The sequence below is a fragment of the Amycolatopsis sp. NPDC051373 genome, assembly GCF_040689465.1.
In the GTDB taxonomy this organism is placed as follows: Bacteria; Actinomycetota; Actinomycetes; order Mycobacteriales; family Pseudonocardiaceae; genus Amycolatopsis.
The window spans coordinates 108,213-127,873 of the sequence record NZ_JBFBAE010000029.1; the positions used below are offsets into that span (position 1 = coordinate 108,213).

At 71.0% G+C, this 19,661-nt stretch carries 18 protein-coding genes; 11 read left to right on the plus strand and 7 right to left on the minus strand.

Translation table 11 applies throughout. The features are described from left to right. Nucleotide 1: 1 nt before the first annotated feature. The 3 genes from AB0383_RS39950 to AB0383_RS39960 are packed head-to-tail and all read right to left on the minus strand — an operon-like array spanning nt 2 to nt 4,303. Nucleotides 2–1,393, minus strand: a complete 1,392-nt coding sequence (locus tag AB0383_RS39950) for a gluconate:H+ symporter (protein WP_364185735.1) — start codon at nt 1,391–1,393, stop codon at nt 2–4. Further along, the gene (locus AB0383_RS39955; protein WP_366190061.1) at nt 1,390–2,985 is read right to left on the minus strand and encodes a D-aminoacylase; all 1,596 of its coding nucleotides are present in this window, start codon (nt 2,983–2,985) and stop codon (nt 1,390–1,392) included. Before AB0383_RS39955 ends, AB0383_RS39950 begins: the two co-directional genes overlap by 4 nt. A gap of 13 nt (nt 2,986–2,998) precedes the next feature. Next, nucleotides 2,999–4,303: an amino acid deaminase gene (locus AB0383_RS39960; RefSeq protein WP_366190062.1), complete on the minus strand. Its 1,305-nt coding sequence runs from the start codon at nt 4,301–4,303 to the stop codon at nt 2,999–3,001. 125 nt (nt 4,304–4,428) lie between these two features. Here AB0383_RS39960 and AB0383_RS39965 point away from each other — a divergent pair, with 125 nt between their 5' ends. From AB0383_RS39965 to AB0383_RS39975, 3 genes are read left to right on the plus strand one after another with little or no spacing between them, the layout of a single operon-like run. Next, entirely contained in the window at nt 4,429–5,403 is a 975-nt protein-coding gene (locus AB0383_RS39965; RefSeq protein ID WP_366190063.1) for a sugar kinase, read from the plus strand. Further along, nucleotides 5,400–6,155 (plus strand): IclR family transcriptional regulator, encoded by a 756-nt coding sequence (locus tag AB0383_RS39970; protein ID WP_220241965.1) that lies wholly within the window; start codon nt 5,400–5,402, stop codon nt 6,153–6,155. The genes AB0383_RS39965 and AB0383_RS39970 overlap by 4 nt, the downstream gene beginning before the upstream one ends. 2 nt (nt 6,156–6,157) lie before the next feature. Continuing rightward, nucleotides 6,158–6,541 carry a RidA family protein gene (locus AB0383_RS39975; RefSeq protein WP_360586052.1) on the plus strand — a complete coding sequence of 128 codons (384 nt, stop codon included), beginning with the start codon at nt 6,158–6,160 and terminating at the stop codon, nt 6,539–6,541. Between the two features lie 66 nt (nt 6,542–6,607). Here the strand turns inward: AB0383_RS39975 and AB0383_RS39980 are convergent, their stop codons facing one another. The 3 genes from AB0383_RS39980 to AB0383_RS39990 form a co-directional block, all read right to left on the minus strand. Then, a complete protein-coding gene (locus AB0383_RS39980; RefSeq protein ID WP_366190064.1) occupies nt 6,608–7,606 on the minus strand; it encodes a 1-aminocyclopropane-1-carboxylate deaminase in 999 nt (332 codons plus the stop codon). Continuing rightward, nucleotides 7,603–8,268: a GntR family transcriptional regulator gene (locus tag AB0383_RS39985; RefSeq protein ID WP_366190065.1), complete on the minus strand. Its 666-nt coding sequence runs from the start codon at nt 8,266–8,268 to the stop codon at nt 7,603–7,605. The genes AB0383_RS39980 and AB0383_RS39985 overlap by 4 nt, the downstream gene beginning before the upstream one ends. A gap of 104 nt (nt 8,269–8,372) precedes the next feature. Then, on the minus strand, nt 8,373–8,753 hold the full coding sequence (locus tag AB0383_RS39990) for a DUF1844 domain-containing protein (protein ID WP_364185748.1): 381 nt from the start codon (nt 8,751–8,753) through the stop codon (nt 8,373–8,375). A gap of 211 nt (nt 8,754–8,964) precedes the next feature. On the opposite strand from AB0383_RS39990, the gene infC reads away from it, so the two are divergent. From infC to pheT, 6 genes are all read left to right on the plus strand, one after another. After that, on the plus strand, nt 8,965–9,591 hold the full coding sequence (infC, locus tag AB0383_RS39995) for a translation initiation factor IF-3 (RefSeq protein ID WP_364185750.1): 627 nt from the start codon (nt 8,965–8,967) through the stop codon (nt 9,589–9,591). An 82-nt stretch (nt 9,592–9,673) separates the two neighbouring features. Continuing rightward, nucleotides 9,674–9,868, plus strand: coding sequence for a 50S ribosomal protein L35 (rpmI, locus tag AB0383_RS40000; protein ID WP_220241959.1), 195 nt, complete (start codon nt 9,674–9,676; stop codon nt 9,866–9,868). 67 nt (nt 9,869–9,935) lie between these two features. After that, nucleotides 9,936–10,313, plus strand: coding sequence for a 50S ribosomal protein L20 (gene rplT, locus AB0383_RS40005; RefSeq protein WP_366190066.1), 378 nt, complete (start codon nt 9,936–9,938; stop codon nt 10,311–10,313). Continuing rightward, on the plus strand, nt 10,310–11,122 hold the full coding sequence (locus AB0383_RS40010; protein ID WP_366190070.1) for an RNA methyltransferase: 813 nt from the start codon (nt 10,310–10,312) through the stop codon (nt 11,120–11,122). The genes rplT and AB0383_RS40010 overlap by 4 nt, the downstream gene beginning before the upstream one ends. A 698-nt stretch (nt 11,123–11,820) precedes the next feature. Further along, nucleotides 11,821–12,876 carry a phenylalanine--tRNA ligase subunit alpha gene (gene pheS, locus AB0383_RS40015; protein WP_366190067.1) on the plus strand — a complete coding sequence of 352 codons (1,056 nt, stop codon included), beginning with the start codon at nt 11,821–11,823 and terminating at the stop codon, nt 12,874–12,876. After that, nucleotides 12,876–15,446: a phenylalanine--tRNA ligase subunit beta gene (pheT, locus tag AB0383_RS40020; RefSeq protein WP_364185754.1), complete on the plus strand. Its 2,571-nt coding sequence runs from the start codon at nt 12,876–12,878 to the stop codon at nt 15,444–15,446. Before pheS ends, pheT begins: the two co-directional genes overlap by 1 nt. Nucleotides 15,447–16,456: 1,010 nt before the next feature. Here the strand turns inward: pheT and AB0383_RS40025 are convergent. Beyond that, nucleotides 16,457–17,146 carry a DNA alkylation repair protein gene (locus AB0383_RS40025; protein WP_366190068.1) on the minus strand — a complete coding sequence of 230 codons (690 nt, stop codon included), beginning with the start codon at nt 17,144–17,146 and terminating at the stop codon, nt 16,457–16,459. 130 nt (nt 17,147–17,276) lie between these two features. Between AB0383_RS40025 and AB0383_RS40030 the strand changes: the two genes are divergently transcribed. Then, nucleotides 17,277–18,866 (plus strand): alpha/beta hydrolase, encoded by a 1,590-nt coding sequence (locus tag AB0383_RS40030; RefSeq protein WP_364185757.1) that lies wholly within the window; start codon nt 17,277–17,279, stop codon nt 18,864–18,866. A gap of 214 nt (nt 18,867–19,080) precedes the next feature. Then, on the plus strand, nt 19,081–19,557 hold the full coding sequence (locus AB0383_RS40035; RefSeq protein WP_364185759.1) for a helix-turn-helix domain containing protein: 477 nt from the start codon (nt 19,081–19,083) through the stop codon (nt 19,555–19,557). Nucleotides 19,558–19,661: the final 104 nt, after the last annotated feature.

A 19,661-nucleotide genomic window follows, 5' to 3' on the forward strand; every position in this document is an offset into this window, starting at 1 on the left:
TTCAGACCACTGCCATGATCAATGCTGCCACGGCGAAGCCACTGACGGAAAGGACCGTCTCGAGCGCGGTCCACGTTTTCAGCGTCTGCGGCACCGAAAGACCGAAGTAGCGCGACACGATCCAGAAGCCGCCGTCGTTCACATGGGAGGCGATGATCGAGCCCGCGGAGATCGCGATCACGATCAGGGCCAGCTGCGGCTGCGAGTAGTGCAGCTCCACCACCGTCGGCGCGACGATGCCGCTCGTGGTCACGATCGCGACCGTCGCCGAGCCCTGCGCGATGCGCATGCCGCAGCTGATGATGTACGCCGCGAGGATCACCGGCAGGCCCGCATCGCCGAGTGAGCCGGCGACGGCCTTGCCGATGCCGGTCGCCGAAAGCACCGCCCCGAAGAACGAGCCCGCGCCCACCACCAGCAGGATCATCGCGACAGGGCGCAGCGCGTTCGTCGACAGCTGTGCCAGGTCCGCGCCCGTCATGCCGCGGCGGCGGCCCAGCAGCCACGACGCGAGCAGCGTCGCGATCGTCAGCGCGATGGCCGGGGTGCCCAGGAACGCCGCGACGCCGGCGGCGCCGGAGTTCTTCGGCAGCACGATGCTGCCGAACGTGCCCACGAGGATCAGCACGAGCGGGATCGCGATGATGCCGCTGACCAGGCCGAGCGACGGCGGGTTGGTGGCGTCGTCCTCGTCGTCACCGGCGAGCTTCGCGAATTCCTCGGCGAGCGGCACGTTCACGCGTTTGCCGATCCAGGTCGAGTAGAGGATGCCGCCGACGAACCACGCCGGGATGCCGCAGACCGCGCCCATCAGGATGAGCCAGCCGAGATCCACGTGCAGCAGCCCGGCGGCCGCGACCGGCCCTGGGTGCGGCGGGATGAACGCGTGCGTGATCGACAGGCCCGCCAGCAGCGGCATCGCGTACAGCACGATGGAGCGGCCGCCGTGCTTGGCCGCAGCGTAGACCAGCGGCGCCAGCACGAAGATGCCGATGTCGAAAAACACCGGGATGCCGAAGATCAGGCCGGACAGACCCATCGCGAGCGGCGCCCGTTTTTCGCCGAACGAGCGCAGCAGCGCCGACGTGAGCACGCGGGCGCCGCCGGACCGTTCGAGGATCGACCCCAGCAGGGTGCCGAGACCGATGATCGCCGTGATGTGCCCGAGGATGCTGCCGAACCCCTTTTCCAGCAGGGAGTCCGACGTCTTCTGCGCGGTGCCGACCAGCGTGCCCACCGGCAGCCCGGCGGCCAGCGCGGTGAGCACGCCCACCACGATCAGCGCGATGAACGGTTCGACCTTGACCTTGATGATGAGCACGAGCAGGACGGCGATCGAAACCGCGGCGAGCGTGAGCAGACCGCCGGTCGTGGTCTGCAGCCAATGGATCATCGGCCCCTCCCGGGGTGACGAAGGGAATGGCCGGCGAGGGCGCCGGTGGGGTGGGTGTCCTCGATCGCGGCGACGCCGTTCACGAAAACGCAGGCGATCCCCTTGGCGGGCTGCCTCGGGTTTTCGAACGTGGCGGTGTCGATGATCGTGGCGGGATCGAACAACACCAGGTCGGCCGCGTACCCGGGGCGTACGAGGCCCCGGTCGGCGAGCCGCAGCCGCCGCGCCGCGCGCCCGGTGAGGTGCGCGACGCAGTCGGCCAGCCCGAGCACGCCCAGTTCGCGGACGTAGCGGGCGAGGTAACGGGGGAACGTGCCCCAGGCCCGCGGGTGCGGCCGGTTGCCGACGAGCAGGCCGTCGGAACCGCCGGTGTGCGTGCGGTGGCGCATGATGGCCCGCACGTTCTCCTCGTGGCCGATGTGCATCAGGCACGACGTGCCGAGGCGCTCGTCGACCAGCGTGGCGAAGTACAGCTCGGCGGGCGTTTTACCCTGTGCCCGCGCGGACTCCGCGACGCTGTGGCCCACGAGTCCGGCGTTGCTCTGCCGGCGCACGCCGTTGATCTCGATGCCGGACCAGTCGATGGGCACGCCGTGCGCGCCGTCCGAGCCGGTCTCCTCGATCTCGACGCGGATCCGCTCGCACGTGTCCGCATCGGACAGTCGCGCGAGCGTCGCGTCGAGCCCGCCCTCGGTGGCCCAGCTCGGCAGCAGCGCCGAGAGGTAAGTGGCGCCCGGAAGGTACGGGTAGGTGTCGAGGGTGATGTCGCCGCCGGCGTCGAGGGCGTCGTCCAGCAGCTTCAGCAGCTCCGGCGCTTTGCCCTTGTTGACGGAGAAGTTCATCGTGGCGTGCGCGAGGTGCAGCGGGCAATCCGCGCGGCGCGAAACATCGACCATCTCGGCGAAGGCCTCCAGCGCGCCCGCGCCGTAGCTGCGGTGGTGGGGGCTGTAGTAGCCGCCGCGCTCGCCGACCACGCGGCACAGCTCGACGAGTTCGGCCGTGTCCGCGTACATGCCCGGGGTGTAGGTGAGCCCCGAGGACAGCCCGAAAGCGCCTTCTTCGAGGCCGGTCGCGATGAGTTCCTTCATGCGGTCGAGCTCGGCGTCGGTCGCCGGCCGGTTCTCCCAGCCGACGGCGAGCATCCGGACCGTGCCCTGCGGCACGAGGTAGGCGGCGTTCACGGCGACGCCGCGGTCGAGCCGGTCGAGGTACTCGCCGACCGAGCGCCAGTTCCAATCGAAGCCGGCGGGGTCGTCGTTCCAGCCGGCGAGCTGCTGGCGCAGGGCCTCGAGCACGGTGTCGTCGACCGGTGCGTACGAGAGACCGTCCTGGCCGAGCACCTCGGTGGTCACGCCCTGGGAGACCTTCGCGAGGTGGTCCGGTTTCGTGAGCAGCTGCAGGTCGGAGTGCGAGTGCATGTCGATGAACCCCGGCGCGAGCACGAGGCCGTCGGCGTCCAGAACGCGCTTTCCGGTGAGCGAGCCCGGTTCGGCGACCTCGGCGATGCGGTCGCCGGTGATCCCGACGTCGTGGCGGGTCAGCGGGTCGCCGGTGCCGTCTGCCACTTGGGCGCCGCGGATGACAGTGTCCATCAGCGCACGTCCATCAGAACCACGTCCGCACGAAGTCGACGACCGTCTCGCCGTCGGTGTCCACCACCGGCAGCAGCGGCCACTTGTCGAACGTCGTGCACGGGTGGGAAAGCCCGAGCCGCACCCAGTCGCCGACCTCGACGGGCGACTCCGGGGGCAGCGCGAGGAACGCGTGCTGGTCGTTGAGCTTCGTGACGGTGTGACCGGTCAGTTCGGTGACGACCCCGGTCTTGCGCAGCAGCTGCGGTTCTGGCATGCCCTCGTCGTAGGGTAGATCGCGCTTGCCGGCGGTGAGCAGCGCCAGCTCGGGGGTGGGCTTCGAGGTCACCTGTGCCCACGCGTGCAGCGCGGCGTGGAACGGCTCGACGCCGGCCAGCCGCGGGTGCACGCCGAGCGGTGAGATCTCGCGGTAGAAACCGTCGTCGTGGGTCACGTACGCGCCGCTGCGCAGGATCGGCAGCACGTCCATGCCGTCGGGCCACGGTTTCGTGAGCTCCTGTGCCACGCGGTCGAAGTACGCGCTGCCGCCGGCCGTCACGTACACCTGGCCCTCGGCGAGCAGCCCCTTGTCGGCGAACGCGATCGCCGAGTCGCGCAGAGTGTCCACATAGGAACTGATCTTGGTCAGCGCGGCGTCGTCGGTGTCGTGCGACAGCGCGCCCTCGTAGCCGCCCGTGCCGCGCAACCGCAGCACCGGGCTCTTGGCGACGGCCTCGGCCACGGCCAGCGCGGTCTCGGGGTCGCGCACCCCCGTGCGCCCGCCGGCGCCACCCAGTTCGACGAGCACGTCGACCGGACGCGCGGACCCGGCCAGCGCCTCGGTCATCAGCTCGACCCCGCGCACGGAGTCGGCCCAGCACACGAACTCGAACGCCGGGTCCGCGGCCAGCTCACCCGCGAGCCAGCGCAGGCCCGCCGGGTCCACGAGCTGGTTGGCCAGCAGGATCCGCGAGACGCCGAACGCGCGGTAGACCCGCAGGTGCCCGGCGTTGGCGGCGGTGACGCCCCACGCGCCGTGCTCGAGCTGGCGCGCGAACAGCTCGGGCGCCATCGTGGTCTTGCCGTGCGGCGCGAGCGCGATCCCGTGCACGCCGCACCACGCGGCCATGGTGGCGAGGTTGTGCTCCAGCGCCGCGGCGTCGAGCACCACGAACGGGCCGAAGAAGCCGTCGGCGAACAGGTTCGCGCGCCGGGCCGCGGCCTCGTCGAGGGTGAGCCCGGCCAGCGCGGGCGTGATCGAGCGGAAGCGCCAGTCGATCTTCTCGTCCCGGCCGGCGCGGACGGCGGCGGTCAGGGCGGCGTGCTCGGAGTTGTTCATCGATTCAGACCTCGTGGACCGAAATGGTTGCGTATTATGCAACGGGCGTTGCGCAAAATGTGCGACATAGGTGTAGCATCCGGTCCGCCACAGGTCAACGGGGTGACGGAACGGGGAGAAAGTCAGTGACCAGCCCGCCCGAGGTGCTCTGCATCGGCGAGTCGATGGCCCTGTTCGTGCCGGCCGAACCGGGCCCGCCCGAACAGGTGCGCAGCTGGCTGCGCACCTTCGGCGGCGCCGAGTCGAACGTCGCGTGCCACCTGCCCGCGCTCGGTGTTCCGAGCGCGTGGGTGAGCGCAGTCGGCGACGACCCGTTCGGCCGCGCACTGGTGCGGGAGATCGCTTCGGCCGGCGTCGACGTGAGCGGAGTCGAGATCGATCCGGCGCGTCCGACGGGCCTGTACGTCAAGGAAAGCGGCGCCCAGGGAAGCCCGGTACGTTATTACCGCACCGGTTCGGCCGCCTCGGCGCTCGGACCGGACCTCGTGAGCCGGCTGCACCTCGGCGGCGTGCGCGTGCTGCACCTGTCCGGGATCACGCCCGCGTTGTCGGCCAGTTGCCTCGCGCTCGTGCACGCGCTGCTGGAGGCCCCGCGCGGCGAGCGGCTCGTGTCGTTCGACGTCAACCACCGGCCCGCGCTGGCGCAGGACGTCTCCGTGCTCGCGGAGCTGGCCGGGCGCGCCGACCTCGTACTCACCGGCGACGACGAGGCCGAACGCGTGTGGGGGACCGGTGACCCCGCGCGGCTGCGGAAGCTGCTGCCCGGGCCGCGCACCCTCGTGGTGAAGCACGGCGAACGCGGCGCGACGCTCGTCGAGGGCGAGGCGGCGCCGGTGTTCGAACCCGCGCTGCGCGTGGACGTGGTCGAGCCGGTGGGTGCGGGCGACGCGTTCGCGGCCGGGTTCCTCGCCGCCACCCTGCGCGGCGCGGCCCCGTCGACCCGGCTGCGCCGCGGGCACCTCCAGGCCGCCGCGACCCTGCTGACCCACGACGACGTCGGTGTGCCCCTGCCCGCCCCCGTGGTGGATACGCTCCTGCGCGCGGACGCCGAAGAGTGGAGCGCGGCCCGCCTGACGGGAGAGGGTGTGGTGGCGAGGTGAGCCAGAGCCTGGACCGGGCGCTGACCGTGCTGGCCGGGCTCGCCCGCGGCGCGAAGACGCTGGACGAGCTCGCCGAGGAGATCGGCGTGCACAAGACGACCGTGCTGCGGCTGCTGCGCACACTCGAGTCGCACCACTTCGTGCGCCGCGAGGGGACCCGCCACTACCGCCTCGGCAGCGCGCTGTTCGACCTCGCGAACCAGGCGCTGGAAGACCACGACGTGCGCCGCAGCTCCCACGACTCGCTCGCGGCCCTCAACATCCGCACCGGGCACACCGTGCACCTCGCGTCCTACGAAGACGGCGAAGTCGTCTACATCGACAAGTTCGAGGGCCACCACTCAGTGCGGATGTACTCCCGCATCGGCAAACGCGCGCCCCTGCACTGCACCGCCGTCGGCAAGGTGCTCGTGGCCGCGATGCCGCGGGCGCGGCGCGAGGAGATCGCGCGTTCGCTGGACTACGTGGTGCTCACGCCGAACACGATCACCTCACCCGAGGCGTACCTGGCGGAACTGGAGAAGGTCGCCGAACGCGGTTACGCCGTGGACAACGCCGAGCACGAGGACTTCATCCACTGCATCGCGGCCCCCGTGCGCGGCGCGGGTGGCGAGGTGCTGGCCGCGGCGTCGATGTCGGTGCCGAAGGTGCTGCTGGACTACGACGGCCTGCTCGCGCTCGTGCCCGAGCTGAGGGCCGCCACCGACGAGGCTTCCGTCCACAGTGGATGGACGGGAAACGGAAAGGGGTAATGATGGGCAAGACGGCGATCACGACCGAGAACGCGCCGAAGCCGCCGGCGAAGTTCTCGCAGGCCGTCCGCAAGGGCAACATCCTGCAGGTCGCGGGCACGGTCGCGTTCGACCCCGCGACCGGCGCGGTCGTCGGCGACGACATCGCGACGCAGACGCGGCAGGTGTTCAAGAACATCGAGGCCCTGCTCACCGAGGCCGGTTCGGGCTGGGCCGACGCGGTGATGGTGCGCGTGTACCTCACCGACACGAGCCACTTCGCGCCGTTCAACGAGGTCTACAACGAGCTGATCGGCGACGGCCCGCACTCGGCTCGCACCACGGTCTACGTCGGCCTGCCCGCCGGTCTCCTCGTGGAGATCGACGTGCTCTGCGTGCTCGACTGAGCTCGGTGCACTGAGTTTCGCCGGGTTCGCCTGGGCTCGCCGGGCCGGCGGGCCCAGGCGCCCGGGTCAGCCCAGCACGCTCGTGTAGGCGTTGACCGCCGGCTGGCCGCCGAGGTGCGCGTAGAGCACGTTCGACTCGCGGGGGATTTCGCCGGTGCGGACGAGATCGATGAGCCCGGCCATGGACTTCCCCTCGTACACCGGATCGGTGATCATGCCCTCGAGCCGCGCCGCCGTGCGGATCGCGTCCAGTGTGGACTCGTCGGGGATGCCGTAGACGCCGGCGTGGTAGCGCTCGTCGAGGAGCACGTCGCCGATGCCGGGTGCGCCGATGAGCTCTGCGGTGTTCTCGGCGATGCGGGTGATCTGGTCGCGCGTCTCGGCGGGCTTCGCCGACGCGTCGATCCCGAGGATCCGGCGAGGTCGTCCGCTCAGCGCGGCGCCCGCCACCATCCCGGCCTGAGTGCTTCCGGTGACCGAGCAGACCACCACGGTGTCGAAGAAGACGCCGAGGTCGCGCTCCTGTTCTTCCAGCTCCGCGACCCAGCCCGCGAAGCCGAGCCCGCCCAGCGGGTGGTCGGACGCGCCGGCCGGGATCGCGTACGGCTTCCCGCCGCCGTCCTTGACCTCCGCGAGGACCTGCTCCCAGCTCTCCTTGAAGCCGATGCCGAAGCCGGCCTCGACGAGCCGCACGTCGGCGCCCAGGATCCGCGACAGCTGGATGTTGCCGACCTTGTCGTGCAGCGGGTCGTGCCAGTCGACCCAGCTTTCCTGAACCAGCACGGCTTTCAGGCCCGCGCGGGCCGCGGCCGCGGCGACCTGACGGGTGTGGTTGGACTGCACGCCGCCGATGGAGACCAGCGTGTCGGCGCCCTGGGCGAGCGCGTCGGCCACGAGGTACTCGAGCTTGCGGGTCTTGTTGCCGCCGTAGGCGAGACCGGAATTGAGATCTTCGCGTTTGGCCCACACGGCCGCGCCGCCGAGGTGCTCGGTGAGACGGTCGAGCCGGTGGATCGGCGACGGGCCGATCATCAGCGGGAAACGCGGGAAGTCGGCGAGGCTCACGGGGTCTCCAGGGTTGCGGCGGTTTCCAGGCTGGCTTCGAGGTCGGACCAGATGGTCGAGGTGACGGCGGCGGCGGTTTCGGCGTCACCGGCTTCGATCGCGTCGACGAGTTCGGTGTGCCGCCGGATCGAGCGGTGCGCGGGAAGGGAGCTGAAGCGCGCGTACTCGAGCCGGCGCAGCAGCGGGGTGTAGCGCTCGAGCGTCGCGGCGACGGCGCGGTTGCCGCACGCGCGTACGGGCACCTCGTGCAGTTGGTCGTCGGCGGCGATCGCCGCGGCGACGTCACCCGAACCGACCGCGGCGGCAAAGCGCTCGTTGGCCGCGCGCATCGCGGCGACCTGCTCGGTGCCGAGCCGGGGGAGCGCCTGACGGATGGCGAACTCGTGCAGCGCGCGGACGAGCTGAACGGCGTCGCGCACCTCGTCGCCCGCGATCGCGGCCACGCGAGTGTAGCTCTGCGGCTTGGACTCGACGAGCCCGTCGCCGGCCAGGCGCAGCAAGGCCTGGCGCACGGGAGCGCGCGACAGACCGAGCTCTTCGGCCAGGTCGGCGTCGCGCAGCGGGGTGCCGGGCGCGAGGCTGCCGTCGATGATCGCCTGGCGGATACGGTCGTAGGCCTCGTCGCGCAGCAGCGGCCGGGTGACCTTGGGAAGCGGACTCACATCTAACATGTTAGATGCCTTTCGAGCTGTTCGACAAGGCCTTCGGGACTCTGGGACGACGAAGGCCCGTCCGCGAAGGGGCGGACGGGCCTCGGAAGCGACGGTCAGTAGACCGGTCCGGTGTACTTCTCACCCGGGCCCTGGCCCGGCGCGTCGGGGACGGCGGAGGCTTCGCGGAACGCCTTCTGCAGCGACTGCAACCCGTCGCGCAGCGGCCCGGCGTGCAGGCCCAGGTACTCTACGGACGACGTGACGAGCCCGGCCAGCGCTGTGATGAGCCGGCGCGCCTCGTCGAGGTCGCGGTGGGGCGAGGTGTCCGGGTCGGCGTCGGCCAGGCCCAGGCGTTCGGCCGCGGCCGACATCAGCATCACGGCCGCGCGGCTGATCACCTCGACGCTCGGGATGTCCTCCAGGTCGCGGACGTCCGGGGAATACGGGGGCTGGTGGGGGGAATGCGGGGGCTGTTGCGAAGGTTGTTCTGACACGTCTGGTACCCTTCCACGAGCGACCAGCCCTTGAGAAATCGGGGGCAGCAAGTGGAGCCCCGCTCCCACCCGCGTCACCGCCTCAGGTGTCCGGGTCCGGTCTCGCCGAAGTGGTGGATGTCAGTGCATCCTTCACTGAGGTGAAGCGTTCGATCCTCGTGGTCGAACGCGATCGGAGACAGAGCGGGCCCCGTGAACCGGCAGGAAGCCGGTGGCGGGGCCTGAATCATGTGGGCACCAGGTCGAGAAGAGAAGTAGTCACTCGGACCAAGGAGGCCCCATCAGCTCCGAGACACGCATCAACGAACGTATCCGGGTGCCGGAAGTTCGGCTCGTCGGACCCAACGGCGAGCAGGTCGGCATCGTCCGGATCGAAGATGCGCTGCGGCTGGCACAGGAGAACGATCTCGACCTCGTCGAGGTCGCGCCTCAGGCACGCCCGCCCGTATGCAAGCTCATGGACTTCGGCAAGTTCAAGTACGAGAGCGCGCAGAAGGCCCGCGAGTCCCGCCGCAACCAGCAGTTGACCGTCATCAAGGAACAGAAGCTGCGTCCGAAGATCGACCAGCACGACTACGAGACCAAGAAGGGTCACGTGTCGCGGTTCCTGGCGGCAGGCAACAAGGTCAAGGTCACGATCATGTTCCGCGGTCGCGAGCAGTCCCGGCCGGAGCTCGGTTTCCGGCTGCTGCAGAAGCTGGCCGACGACGTGACCGAGCTGGGCTTCGTCGAATCGTCGCCCAAGCAGGACGGTCGCAACATGATCATGGTGCTGGCCCCGCACAAGAACGTGAAGCCCAAGGCCGTCAAGGCCGAGGCCGAAGCGCCCGAGGCGTAACGCCTCCCGCAGCGCCGACCAGCACAGTCAGCGGCACACCGGGGCACCGGTGTGCCGCCGCACGGAAGAGGACAGAACAACCATGCCGAAGATGAAGACGCACAGCGGTACGTCCAAGCGGATCCGCGTGACGGGCACGGGCAAGCTGCGCCGCCAGAAGGCCGGCCGCCGGCACCTGATGGAGAAGAAGTCCAACCGCCTCACCCGCCGTCTCGAGGGCACCACGGAGCTCTCCAAGACCGAGGCCGGCCGAGTCAAGCGCCTGCTCGGGATCTGACTCTCCTCGTACTCGCACCACATCACTCCGGGGTCTCCGCGCCCCCTGAAACCGACAGGATGGACCAGTGGCACGCGTCAAGCGGGCGGTCAACGCCCAGAAGAAGCGTCGCGCAACTCTCGAACTGGCCAGCGGTTACCGCGGCCAGCGTTCGCGGCTGTACCGCAAGGCCAAGGAGCAGACGCTTCACTCGCTCAACTACGCCTACCGCGACCGCCGTGCGCGCAAGGGTGATTTCCGCCAGCTGTGGATCACCCGCATCAACGCGGCCGCTCGTGCCAACGGCGTGACCTACAACCGGTTCATCCAGGGCCTCAAGGTCGCCGGTGTCGGGGTCGACCGCAAGATCCTCGCGGACCTCGCGGTCAACGACGCCGCCGCCTTCACGGCGCTCGCCGAGCTCGCCAAGGCGAACGTCAACACCGGCGAAGCGAAGTCGGCCTGACCGGCAGTTTTCCGCGGCCCGGGGCGGTCCCGTTCACCGAACGGACCCCCCGGGTCGTTGCTGCGCGCAAACTGACGCGCCGCGCGGAACGCGAAAAGACCGGCCGCTTCCTGGCCGAAGGCGTCAACGCCGTCGAAGCCGCGTTGGCCCACGGCACCGTTTTCGAGCTGTTCGCCACGGAACGCGCGGCTTCGGCGCACCCCGAGTTGATGGCCGCCGCTTCCTCGGCGGGTGTGGCCGTTTCGCTCATCACCGACCGCGCCGCCGACGGCCTGTCGGAAACCGTGACTCCGCAAGGCCTCGTGGCCGTGTGCGCCCTGGTCGACCGTCCACTCTCGACGGTGCTGCCCGATGCTCGCCTGGTGGTCGTCCTGGTGGACGTCGCCGAACCCGGCAACGCCGGCACCGTGATCCGCGTCGCCGACGCCGCGGGCGCCGACGCCGTGATCCTCGCGGGCGACACCGTCGACCCCCACAACGGCAAGAGCGTCCGCGCCGCCGCCGGCAGCACCTTCCACGTCCCGCTGGCCCGTGAGCGCGACATCCCGTCGGTGCTTGCGTCGCTGAGCGCCGCCGGTCTGCGCACCCTGGCCGCCCACGGCTACGCGGACACTTCGCTCGACGAGATCACGTTCGGTGACCCGGTCGCGTGGATCTTCGGCAACGAGGCACACGGCCTGTCCCAGGCCGTCCTGTCGGCGGCCGACGCCGCCGTCCGCATCCCGTTGTACGGCAAAGCCGAAAGCCTCAACCTGGCCACGGCGGCCGCTGTCTGCGTGTACACGGCCGCGATGGCTGCGCACCGCTGACCGCCGCTGCCGATCACGCTGCGCACATTCGCCCGCCTGTCGTCGACCGCCGCCATCCCCACCCGATCGGGTTGTGGGCAACTCCGCTGATCTGCGGCGATCTTCCCGGAACTGTCGTCCTCCGCCGATAGAATGGGCATGGGACGCCCCCCGGAGAGGGTGGGGGCTCCGGCAAAGTCTTTCGGCCTGGTTGTAGGGCGGGCACGGCTCCTGGTTGATCATGTGAGTGTCTCAGTCCCGTGATCATGTGAGAGAGCTGTGCCACTGCATCATCTGCCTGATTCCTGCTGTGCTTGAGCGTCTGGCCCGGTTGGGTGATGCGAATGTTGAGCGTGGGCGGGTTGCGGACCTTCGGCAAATCTGGCTGTGGTGCCGGATCCGCGACATCGGCGGGGTGTGCGCCACTCGATTGGTTCGGTTCTGGTGGTGGTGGCGGGAGCGTGCTCGGTCACCGCGATCGGGGCACTTACCCTGCTCGGCATCCAGCCCTCAACCACAAACGACTTTGCCGGAACCCTGCCGGAGAGGGCGGGGGCTGTGTGCCCGTCCCGAGCGCCGGGCGGGGTGATCGCTTCGGAAGCGGAGGGTGAGCGGCCGGGGCCGGTGGCCGATCCCCTAGACTGGGCTGCCCGATGTGCACGTGCGGCTTCCTGCCCGTGCGCTGCCGCTCAACCCGTCCCAGCGGACGCCGAGGAGTCATGTCCGGAGCCACAGACAAGCCGGTCGACGTGCTCGCACCGGAAACCCTGCGTGCGGCGATCAAGGCGGCCGAAGAGGCCTTCGCGGGTGCCACCGACCTGGAGGCGCTCGCCGCCGTCAAGCCGGCGCACCTCGGAGACCAGGCGCCGCTGCTGGTCGCGCGCCGGGCCATCGGCGCGCTGTCCAAGCAGGAGAAGGCCGACGCAGGCAAGCGGGTCAACGAGGCCCGCCAGGCCGCCCAGGCCGCGTTCGACGAGCGCCGCGCGGTGCTGCAGGCCGAGCGGGACGAGCACGTGCTGCGCGAAGAGGCCGTCGATGTCACGCTGCCGTGGGACCAGATCCCGCGCGGCGCCCGGCACCCGATCAGCACCGTGTCCGAGCGCGTGGCCGACGCGTTCATCGCGATGGGCTACGAGGTCGCCGAAGGCCCCGAACTCGAGGCCGAGTGGTTCAACTTCGACGCGCTGAACTTCGGCAAGGACCACCCCGCGCGCCAGCTGCAGGACACGTTCTACGTGGGCGAAGAGGACTCCGGCCTGGTGCTGCGCACGCACACCTCGCCCGTGCAGGCCCGCAGCCTGCTGCACCGCGACCTGCCGGTCTACGTCGTGTGCCCGGGCCGCACCTACCGCACCGACGAGCTGGACTCCACGCACACGCCGGTGTTCACCCAGGTCGAGGGCCTGGCCGTGGACAAGGGCATCACCATGGCCCACCTCAAGGGCACGCTCGACGCGTTCGCGCGCGCGATGTTCGGCGAGAGCTCCAAGACGCGGCTGCGCCCGCACTTCTTCCCCTTCACCGAGCCGTCCGCCGAGGTGGACGTGTGGTTCGAGGAGAAGAAGGGCGGCCCCGGCTGGGTCGAGTGGGGCGGCTGCGGCATGGTCAACCCCAACGTGCTGCGCGCGTGCGGCGTCGACCCCGAGGTGTACTCGGGCTTCGCGTTCGGCATGGGCATCGAGCGGACCCTGCAGTTCCGCAACGGCATCCCGGACATGCGCGACATGGTCGAAGGCGACGTCCGGTTCACCCTTCCCTTCGGAACGGAGGCGTAGTGCGAGTCCCGGTGAGCTGGCTGACCGAGCACCTCGACGTGGGTGACGAGGTCACCCCCCAGGACCTGGCCGACGCCTTCGTGCGGATCGGGATCGAGGTCGACGAGCTGAGCGAGCTCGGCCCCGTGACCGGCCCCCTCGTGGTCGGGCGCGTCGCCGAGATCGAGGAGCTGACGGGCTTCAAGAAGCCGGTGCGGTTCTGCCGCGTCGAGGTCGGCGAGGAGCCGGAGTCCGAAGAGGACACCGCCGCGTCCGATGAGGACGACGACGAGGACGACGACGAAGGCCCCATCGAGAACGAGGGCCCCCACGGCATCAAGACCCGCGGCATCGTCTGCGGTGCCGGCAACTTCGCCGAGGGCGACCTCGTCGTGGTCGCGCTGCCTGGCGTCGTGCTGCCCGGCGACTTCGAGATCGCCGCGCGCAAGACGTACGGCAAGGTCAGCGACGGCATGATCTGCTCCGCCAAGGAGCTGGGCCTCGGCGAGGACCACAGCGGCATCCTCGTGCTGCCGCCGGGAACCGCGAGCCCGGGCGACGACGCCAAGGAGCTGCTCGGTCTGTCCGACACCGTCATCGAGGTCACGCCGACCCCGGACCGCGGCTACGCGCTGTCGATCCGCGGCCTCGCGCGCGAGCTGTCCAACGCGCTCGACGTGCCCTTCGGCGACCCCGCGAACATCGACATCCCCGAGGCCGAGGGCGACGCGTGGCCGGTGCGGGTCGAGGACCCCGAAGGCTGCCCGCGGTTCGTACTGCGCCGTGTGAAGGGCCTCGACGCGACAGCGCCGTCGCCCTGGTGGATGCGCCGCCGGCTGATGCTCGCCGGCATCCGGTCGATCTCGCTGGCCGTCGACGTCACCAACTACGTGATGCTCGAACTCGGTCACCCGCTCCACGCGTTCGCGACCACCGCCATCCAGGGCGACCTGGTGGTGCGGCGCGCGAAGGCGGGGGAGAAGCTGACCACTTTGGACGACGTCGTACGCACGCTCGACGCCGACGACATCGTGATCGCCGACGACTCCGGCGTGATTTCGCTCGCGGGCACCATGGGTGGCGCCAGCACGGAGATCACCCCGGAAAGCACCGACGTGCTCCTCGAGGCGGCGCACTGGAACCCCGCGTCGATCAGCCGCACGGCGCGTCGCCACAAGCTGTTCTCCGAGGCGGCCAAGCGCTTCGAGCGCTTCACCGACCCGGGCCTGTGCGCGGCCGCGGTCGAGCTGGCCGCCAGGCTGCTGCGTCAGTACGGCGAGGGCGCCATCCAGCCCGGCCGCACCGACGAGGGCGGCGTCGCGCCGCTGCCGCCGGTCACCATGCCGATCAACCTGCCCGATCAGGTGGCGGGCGTGCGCTACGAGCGCGGCGTCACCGTCCGGCGGCTCACCCAGATCGGCTGCAAGGTCCAGGTGAGCACCAGCGACGCGGGCATCTCCTCGGTCACCGCGACCCCGCCGAGCTGGCGCGCCGACCTCGTGCAGCCCGCGGACCTCGTCGAAGAGGTGCTGCGGCTCGAGGGCTACGAGAGCATCCCGTCGGTCCTGCCGGCGGCGCCCGCGGGCCGTGGTCTCACCGAAGAGCAGAAGCGCCGCCGCGGTGTCGCCCGTGCTCTGGCCGAGGCGGGTCACGTCGAGGTCCTGCCCTTCCCGTTCGTCGGCGACTCGGTGTGGGACGCCTTCGGCCTGCCCGAGGACGACGTGCGCCGCAAGACCGTTCGCGTGCGCAACCCGCTCGAAGCCGACCACGACCGCATGTCGACGACGCTCTTGCCCGGCCTGCTCGACACGCTGCAGCGCAACGTGTCCCGCGGCATGAAGGACGTGTCGCTCTTCCACATCGGCCAGGTCGTGCTGCCGAAGCCGCACCAGCTGAAGGTGCCGGACCTCGGCGTCGAGCACCGGCCGAGCGACGAAGAGCTCGCCGTGCTGGAAGCCGCCGTACCCGCCCAGCCGGTGCACGTCGCCGTCGTGCTCACCGGCCTGCGCCGCCGCGCCGGCTGGTGGGGCAAGGGCGAGCCCGCAGGCTGGGCCGACGCCGTCGAGGCCGCTCGCCTGGTGGCCAAGGCCGCCGGCGTGGAGCTCACGGTGCAGGCGGCCGACCTCCCGCCGTGGCACCCGGGCCGCTGCGCCCAGCTGCGCGTGGGCGACTGGCCGGTGGGCCACGCGGGCGAGCTGCACCCCAAGGTCGTCGAGGCACTCGGCCTGCCGCCGCGCACGGTCGCCATGGAGCTCGACCTCGACGCCATCCCGCTGCCGGACTCCCGCCCGGCGCCGAGCGTCTCGGCCTACCCGCCGGTGCTGCTCGACGTCGCCCTGGTCGCCGGCTCCGACGTCCCGTCCGCCGACCTCGCCGAGGTCCTGCGCTCGGGCGCCGGCGAGCTCCTCGAAGACATCGCGCTCTTCGACGTCTACACCGGCACCCAGGTCGGCGAAGGCAAGCAGTCCCTGGCCTACAAGCTCCGCTTCCGGGCCCCCGACCGCACCCTGACGGTCGACGAAGCCACCAAGGCCCGCGACGCCGCCGTCTCCGCCGCCGGCGACCGCTTCGGAGCGACGCTGCGGGCTTGACTCCCGCAGCCCCACCTGACCGACGTCGGTCCAGCGGGCCGGAGACACCGCCTCACCGCGGAGTTTCCGGCCCACTGCCGTTTCTCCACTGCCGGCTCTCCACTCGGTGCCTGCCCCGGGCGCTCGCCGCTGGTGCCTGCCCCGGCGCCGGTCTCGGGTGCCTGCCGCGACTGCCCGCCCCAGATGGCTGCCTCAGGCGGCTCGGGTGCCGCCTAGGGTACCGGCCTCGGGCGCGCGCGGGGCGCCGGCCTTTGGCGCCTGTCTCCGGTGCCGGCCTCTGGTGACTGCCGCGGGCGCTCGCCGCGAGTGCCCGATCCGGGGCCTGCCTCGGGTGGCCGCCCGGGGTGCCCGCCTCGGGTGCCCCGGGCGGGGCCGGCCTTTGGCGCCTGCCCCGGCCGGCCGCGGGTGCTCGCCGCGAGTGGCCGCCCCGGGTGCTGCGAGTGTCCATCCCGGGTGCCTGCCTCGGGTGGCCACCCAGGTACCGGCCTCGGGTGCCTGTTCCGGGCGCCGGCCTTTGGCGCCTGCCCCGGCCGGCCTCTGGTGACTGCCGCGAGTGCTCGGCGCGAGTGCCCGCCCCGGGTGCTGCGAGCGCCCGTCCCGGGTGCCCGCGGGGAGCGGCCGCCCTGGGTGCCTCGGGTGACCACGCAGGTACCGGTCTCGGGTGCCCGCCTCGGGTCGCGGCTCCGGGCGTCCGCCGCGAGTCGCGACCCGCCTGCTGGTCCCCAGTACCGACGCCGAGTGCCGGCCTCAGCGGCTCGGGCCGCGGTCGTCGTCTCGGCCTCCGTCACGGGATCGCCTGCCTCATCCAGGCTGCGCTGATCGCCCCGCCTCATCCAGGCCTTGCGCTCCGCTCGGCGACACACGGCTGCTGCTGCGCGTCCCGCCTCCGGGGCTCACCCGGTCGCGGGTTCGGCAGCGCACTCGCCGTACCGTCATCGGCTGCTGATGCCGCGCCTGGCGGCTCCTGCTCTGTGCCTGGTCTCTCCCATCCCTTCGGTCGTGGATCGCTGTCAGGTCAGGTTCTTCACAGCCTCCCGTGTGGACAGTGGTGACAGCCCCGGGTGGTCGCGCACGAAGGAGCGCACCCAGTCCGGATCCGTTTTCGCGTGGTCGCGCAACGCCCAGCCGATGCCTTTCCGCAGAAAGAAATCCGGGTCAGCGCTGTTGGCTTCGATCGCCGTCGTCAAAAGGGTGCGGTCGACGTCCGTTTTCGCCGACACCTGGCAGATGACCGCGGTGCGACGCCGCCAGCGGTCGACGTCGGTGGCCCAGCGCAGTAGCACCGGCGTGACTTCCGCGCGGTACTCACGCAGGATCGGCCCGATGCGGCGGATCGCGACCTCGTCGACGAAGTCCCACCACGCACCGTCCACGATGAGCTCCTCGTAGAGGCCGAGCAGGTCCGGGTCCTGCCACCGCCGGTACGCGCGGTGGCCCGACAGGTCGATCGCCGCGTAGCGCTCCTCGCGGAATTCCGCCTCGCGCCACAGGGCGAGCACGGTCGTTGAAAAACTCACCCGATCGGGCAGAACGTGAGCGGCGAGGACCTCTTTCATGAGCGTGGCGCGCCCGGGTTTGGCCACCCCGCGATACGGCATCATCGACTTCATGTAGGCCTGCATGGCGGGCGCTTTCCCCGGGTCCGCCCGGGCGGCGAGTCCGGTTCGGACAGCCGAGATCAACGCCTTGTCCATACCCATCCGCGTTCACCTCCACCGCGCCGGCCACCGGCGGGCGACGGCTGGCGCAACTCGTGTCGTGCGAGGAGATTGTTCCGGGTTGTCGGTAGTTTCGACCAATTCGGGTAACCCGCGAGCGAAGAGGGCCACCGTGAAGAAAATCCTTGCCGTCCTGGCCGCCGCGGGTGTCGCGGTCGGGACGATGGCCGCCGCGCCGGCGGCCACAGCTGTGCCGGGGGCGGCGAAGCCGGGCTACACCCCGCCGTCGATCAGCTGGGGGCCGTGCCAGACCACGAGCCTGAAGAACGCCGGTGCCGAGTGCGGGTTCCTCGTGGTCCCCATGGACTACGCGAAGTCCTCCGGCACCAAGGTGCAGGTCGCCGTGTCGCGGATCAAACACAAGTCCGCGCAGTACCAGGGCGTGATGCTGGTCAACCCCGGCGGCCCCGGCGGTTCCGGGCTCGGGCTCTCGGTGCTCGGCCAGTACGTGCCGGATGGCGCCGGCGAGAGCTACGACTGGATCGGCTTCGACCCGCGCGGCGTCGGCTCCAGCAAGCCGGCCGTGACGTGCGACGGTAGCTACTTCTCCTACGACCGCCCGCCGTACGTGCCTTCGACGCCGCAGCTCGAGCGCACCTGGCTCGCCAAGGCCAAGGGCTACGCGAAGGCGTGTGCGAAGAACGGCGCCATCCTCGACCACATCAAGACCACCGACGTCGCGCAGGACATGGACAGCCTCCGCGTGGCGCTGGGGGAGAAGCAGATCAACTACTACGGCTTCTCCTACGGCACTTACCTCGGCCAGGTCTACAGCACGCTGTACCCGAAGAACGTGCGCCGCATGGTGCTCGACGGCAACGTCGACCCAGGCAAGGTCTGGTACCAGGCCAACCTGGACCAGGACGTGGCCTTCGACCGCAACATCAAGATCTACTTCGGCTGGCTCGCGAAGTACGACGACCTCTACCACCTCGGCAAGACCGAGGCCGCGGTGGAGAAGCTCTGGTACGACCAGCAGAAGAAGCTCGACCGTTCGGCCGCCGGTGGCGTGATCGGCGGCGACGAGTGGACCGACGTCTTCCTGCAGGCCGGCTACTACGTGTTCGGCTGGGAGGACGTGGCCAAGGCGTTCGACGGCTGGGTGCACCGCGGCGACTGGCAGACGCTCAAGAACCTCTACGACGCCTCCAACCCGCCCGGGGACGACAACGGGTACGCCGTGTACAGCGCCGTCCAGTGCACCGACGTGCAGTGGCCGGCCGGCTGGAACCGCTGGCGCCTCGACAACTGGACGACCTACTTCCGCGCTCCGTTCGAAACCTGGGGCAACGCGTGGTTCAACGCGCCCTGCCGCGACTGGCCCGCCAAGGCCGGCAAGCCGGTGAAGGTCGACGGCGGCAAGGTCGGCGGGGTGCTGCTCATCAGCGAGGAGCTCGACGCGGCGACCCCGTACGCGGGCAGCCTCGCCGTGCGCAAGCTGTTCCCGAAGTCGAGCCTGATCAGCGCCCCCGGCGGCACCACGCACGCCGGCTCGCTGTCCGGCGTCGCCTGCGTGGACGACAAGGTCGCCGACTACCTCGCGACCGGCGCGCTGCCGAAGCGCACCTCGGGCAACCACTCCGACGCGCAGTGCGACCCGGTGCCACCGCCGGTTCCCGCGGCCGCGAACCCGCAGCAGAAGAGCGAGGCACCAGCTCCAGCCCACGCCCAGGCCGAAACCGGTGCGCTGTCGCACTTCTGATCCCTTCCTCCCAGTGCCCCGGTCCGGTCCGCCGGCCCGGGGCACCCTTTGTCTGTGCTCCGGTACTGATCCGTGCCCTTCCACCGATCCCCCTCGCTCGCTGTTCGTGATCGCTCGAGGACGCTACGACAGGAGTCTGACAATTTCGGAGCGCAGCCGTCCGGGCACGGGCCGTGAGCGGATTCTGTCGGGGGTGGGCGCTACCTTCGCCGCCATGACGATCATCGAAGAGCACCGGACCGAGGTCCGGGCCGGAAACGTCCAGTATCAGATCGCCGTCGTCGCCCGCCCGGGCGAGACGGCCGAGCAGCGCCGCGTCACGGTCACCGTGGGCGGCGAAGGGCCCGACGGAGAATCCGTCGTGCACGGCAGGCTCGACCTCGACACCACCGTGGTCCCCGCGGTGGCCGACCTCCTGGCCGGCAGCCTCCACGCCTTCGCGGGCGGGCCGCGCCGAAGATCGGGCGAACGGCCCGCGCAGCAAGGGAAACCGTGGAGTGCCGAGCTCGATGCGGAGCTGGAGTCCGCGTGGCTCGCGGGCGACACGGTCGCCGAGCTGGCCCGCCGGTTCGAGCGCACGGCGGGTGGTATCCGCTCCCGCCTGCCGCGCGTCGGCTGCGATCCGGAACGGCCGGGGCACCACCTGCCCGCGCCGCCGAGCCTGCGCGGGTCCGCCGAGGGGGAGGAGTGAGCAGCCGTGGCCGCGGCCCGCGTGGCCGCGGGGCCGGCCCCCGCGGGTGCACGCGGTCGGGGGGAGGGCGGACAGTGCGGGCGCCGCGGCGCCGGGGGCGGCGA